The 4,522-nt window shown below is 26.4% G+C and carries 4 protein-coding genes and 1 pseudogene; 3 read left to right on the top strand and 2 right to left on the bottom strand.

Annotated elements, in window-relative coordinates:
• The first annotated feature begins 104 nt into the window (after positions 1–104).
• Positions 105–575: a 6,7-dimethyl-8-ribityllumazine synthase gene (gene ribE / locus Q0J90_RS09110; protein ID WP_367173882.1), complete on the top strand. Its 471-nt coding sequence runs from the start codon at positions 105–107 to the stop codon at positions 573–575.
• 152 nt (positions 576–727) lie between these two features.
• The gene (locus Q0J90_RS09105) at positions 728–1,219 is read left to right on the top strand and encodes a ferritin family protein (RefSeq protein ID WP_297277601.1); all 492 of its coding nucleotides are present in this window, start codon (positions 728–730) and stop codon (positions 1,217–1,219) included.
• A 100-nt stretch (positions 1,220–1,319) separates the two neighbouring features.
• Here the strand turns inward: Q0J90_RS09105 and Q0J90_RS09100 are convergent, their stop codons facing one another.
• Both Q0J90_RS09100 and Q0J90_RS09095 read right to left on the bottom strand, forming a co-directional pair.
• Positions 1,320–2,684, bottom strand: coding sequence for a phage terminase large subunit (locus Q0J90_RS09100; protein WP_297277600.1), 1,365 nt, complete (start codon positions 2,682–2,684; stop codon positions 1,320–1,322).
• Positions 2,685–2,711: 27 nt separating this feature from the next.
• Entirely contained in the window at positions 2,712–3,170 is a 459-nt protein-coding gene (locus Q0J90_RS09095) for a hypothetical protein (protein WP_367173881.1), read from the bottom strand.
• A gap of 347 nt (positions 3,171–3,517) precedes the next feature.
• Here Q0J90_RS09095 and Q0J90_RS09090 point away from each other — a divergent pair.
• Positions 3,518–4,522 (top strand): annotated as a pseudogene (locus Q0J90_RS09090) (hypothetical protein); the annotation flags it as partial.

Raw genomic sequence — 4,522 nt, 5'->3', positions numbered from 1 at the left:
AGATAAATTGTGAGCACATTGTAACTTTGCTGAATGCGGACAGCGTCAGTTACAAGAAGCTACGGGCAAGCAATTTTCTAGCAAATTTAAAAAAGGATATAAATATGAAAACTTTTGAAGGAAAACTCGTTAGTGAAAAACCAATTAAAATCGGTATAGTATGTGCTAGATTCAATGAATTCATTGTTTCTAAACTTTTGGGCGGTGCTTTAGATGCTTTATCCCGTCATGATATAAAAGACGATGATATAAGCGTAGCTTGGGTGCCTGGTGCTTTTGAGATACCTCTAATAGCTTCTAAAATGGCTAAATCAAAAAAGTATGATGCTGTTATTTGTTTGGGTGCTGTTATAAGAGGTTCTACTACTCATTATGATTATGTTTGTGCTGAAGTATCAAAAGGTATTGCTAATGTTTCGCTTAATTCTGATATACCTGTAATGTTCGGAGTGCTTACTACCGAAAACATTGAACAGACTATTGAGAGAGCTGGAACTAAAGCTGGCAACAAAGGATTTGATTCTGCTATGGCTGCTATTGAGATGGTAAACCTAATCAGAGAAATAGAAAAATAAGAATATTCTAAAAAATATTTTATTGTTCAAACAAGGGCTTAAAATTATTTTAAGTTCCTTGTTTTTTTATTATCATCATTTTTATATTATTTGTTATATTTAAATAAACTATTATTTTGCTAATAATTTGACTAAATAAATGGGAGCTTAGTATGAAATTAAAAGGATCTAAAACTGAGGTTAATTTGAGAAATGCTTTTATAGGTGAAGCTATGGCAAGATGCAGATATATGTATTATGCCGAGAAGGCAAGAGAGGAGGGCAGAGAAGATGTGGCTGCCATGTATGAGAAATTCGCCAGAAACGAACAGGAACATGCTAAAATATGGTTTGAGAGTTTTCATGGTATACCTAGTACAGAAGAGAATTTGAAGGAATCTATAATAAATGAAAACTATGAATCTATAGACATGTATTTAGGTTATGCTAAAACTGCTCAGGAAGAGGGATTTGATGATTTAGCTATGGCTTTTATAAATGTTGCTAGAATTGAAGACGGACATAAAAAAAGATTTCAAAGTCTTTTAGAGGATAAAAATTTTGATATTAATAATTGGCAATGCGATATATGCGGTTATGTAGATGTAGATAACGAAAATCCTCCAATATGTCCTGTATGTAAAAATAGAAAAAAGAAGAACTAATATAAAAATTTAAATATATTATTGAAACCAGAAAATAAAGAGCAGGCATTTTTATAAAGATAAATATTCTGCTCTTTATTTTTTATATGATTTTTCTATTTTACGTTTCACCAAAAATAGCATTAACCAAATTCATTTTATCATCATCTTCATAAACTGTATCTTCTATTCCAAAAAATACTAAACTGGATAAAGCATCCGGAAAATCTAAGTAGCTGAACATATCGCCTTTTATATTGCTTCCATTAAGAGAATCATCGAAATTTAGTAATTGTCTAAGAGCTATATATCCTCGTCCTTTATTTGTTTGAAGCCATTTGTCTGTATCTGTTCCTTCCGGTGCGTCCTGCCAGCTTTTAGGAAAATGTATTTTATCATATATTAAATAGCTTGCATTGACTATGCGTTCTGCTTTATTTTTATGCACATAGAAAGGTGAGGCTTCAAAATGTTTTTCTAATCTTTTAACTAATTCTTTTTGAGCAAAATTACTTTCGCACATAACTTTTTTTATTTTTTTATTTATTAGAAAATTTATTATGCTTTCATCTGTAGTAGAGTTTTCATCATTACGCATGAGTCCTGAATCTATTAAATAAATTTCTTCTCCTATCTGAGTATATATTATGACTGATGTAAAGCAGTTATATTCTCCGAATGCAGGATCAACTATTGCTTTATGTTCCGATGAATTTATTTTTTCTTTTTCTATTTGCTCATCATAGAATTTTAATTTTGAATATAAAAATATTTTTCCCTGTTTGTTTTTTATTTTGCCAAGCCAAATATGATCATACATTTTAGGCATAAGTTTTAAAGTTGAAAGTCTTGATTTATTTAATATATCGCTGAAATAATAGTTGCCGTCATAGTTGATAAAAGTTATTAAAATATTATTATCTTCATATTCTTTATAATCATATTTTTTATTATTTTTATCTGTATAAAATAAATTTTCTAAATTGAATTTGCTTACTGTTTTGTAAATAAAATCTGTTTCAAATCTTGGATTAAATGCAATCCATATTTCGCTTTTTTCGGCACGTATTGAAGGCTCTAATATTTCATAGCTTCTTTGCGTGAGAGTTTGTCCTTCCTCTATAAAACATATTTTTACATTGTATATTGATTTAATTTCTTCTATTGAGCATTCTCTTATTCCTAGAAATATAAATTTGCAGTTGGTGATTTTATTTATGATTTCATTTCTTTTGATGATAAAAAAACTTTCAAGATTTAATTCTTTTATGATACTGATTAGAAGGGGATATGTTGAATAGGCTATTGATTTTTGAATCTCTCTTGAGCATAATATAACGCCTTTTATTTCAAAACTTTTAGCTATTAGAATGCGGGCAATGGATTCGCTTTTTCCTCCGCCTCGTCCTCCGTATGCTATTTTTAATCGTTTCTGCATATAAGCCCATTTTTCAAAAGGTTTTAATATGTTGAACTTTATATCCATTATTATTTTTCTCCCAAAAAATTATTTTTAATTATCAAATCCTACTCTTATATTAATTTTATTTTCTTCTTCTTTTAATTTTCTTTTTTCAAGTCTTTTGGTATTTCTTGTTTTTATAAGCTCTAAAAATACTATAATAGCTCTTTCGCTTGGAGGATTGTATTTATAAACTGTTCTTTTTGTAAATGATTCTTTTCCGTCTTTATCGGTTTTTATTTCTTTTATTGTGTCTTTAGTATAATAACCCAAAGCTTTTTTTATCAGAGCATTTTCTATTTTTATTTTGGCATCTTTAAAATATTCATCTTTCGCCTTTCTTATTTTTTTTGCTAAACTTTTCTTATATTTTCTGTTTGATTTATTAATATATTCTTTTAAATCATTATAGTTAATATTTAAAGTTCTGCTTAAATGCTCAAATGTAGGATTTTCTTTTTTTATTAGATTATAAATAGAATCTTCAAGCTTTTTTGTATATTTCATTATGCCGCCTATTTGACAAAAAATAATTTATAATATAATCAAAAAATATAAGTAATTATAAGAATTTTATTGATGTCCTGCGTAAGTAATGAAATGAATTATAAAAAATATAGTTTATAATATAGAAACTATAAAAATTGCATAGAGTACGGCAAATTTATTTGACATATATTTAAATTTTTATTAGCAATAATTTGTAGTTATAAAAATTGTGAGCATATAGCAAAGGCTTATAAGTAAAAAAGTCTGTAAACGAGCAGCTGATAACTGACAAGTTATCAACTATTTATTCGCGAGTTTACAGCTTTAAATAATAAAGCAATTTTTATTAGCAATAATAGGAAGCATTTATGAAAAGCATTAATGTAGAAGAAAGAGAATATTATATTTATAATGATAAATATATACTTAATTCATTAAAGGATATTATAGAAAATAAAGGCTATAAAAAAGTTTATATTATATCAAAAGTATCAGGGCATCAATTAAATACAAGAAAAGATAAGCCTTATAATTTGAATGAAGTTAATATAATCTGCGAAGATGAAGAAGATATTTTTATTTATGATATGGTAGATAATGCCCCAAAAGAAATTGATATAGAACATGTATATTCAATAACTTATGTTCCAACAATGAATGAGTTTGGAGCAATATATGACTCTATAGTGTTTTTGAGAATAGGTGTGTTTTTAGATTTATTTGAATACTTATGCAATAGACCTAGAATTGCAGGTGGAGGTTTAGGTAATAAATTGCGTATTTTTACTCCGAATCCTAAAAAATTTAATTTAGATAAAATGAAAAAGAGAATACAAAATTATTATGATAAATCTATTTTTCCTGCATATAGAATTTATTCAAAACTTTCTGAAGAATATGAACTTTTTTATAGCCAAAAGCATTTATTTATTTATGAAGAAATATATCAACTTGAAAAATTAAAATTGGATGTAAAGCAGATAGAGGATTTAGTTAATAATAAGGATTTTAAATCAAAAAAGAAAACAATAATAAGAGGCAAAATATTAGAAAAAAGAATAAGACTTATAGAACAGCTTGCAGACTCTTATGAAGATGAAGAATTAGAAGAAATTTTATTTAGTATTCTCTATTCATTGAATAAGGATAATACAATAATAAAAATAGGAGATATTATAGAGTTAATAATATTATACTCCAGAAAAAATAAAATATCAGTAGATGATGATAAAACTTTTTATTATTTGATTTTTAAAATTAAACATTTAATATTTGACAATATTCCAAGAATTGTATCCTATGATGAAGGCGATAAAATAGAGGATTATAATATTATATTAAAACTTTATTTAGATAAATATAAAGAGATGAAA

The sequence above is a fragment of the uncultured Brachyspira sp. genome (assembly GCF_944390595.1).
Classification (GTDB): domain Bacteria; phylum Spirochaetota; class Brachyspiria; order Brachyspirales; family Brachyspiraceae; genus Brachyspira.
Note: the sequence above shows the minus strand (reverse complement) of the source record. Positions and strands in the feature narration are given on the sequence as shown.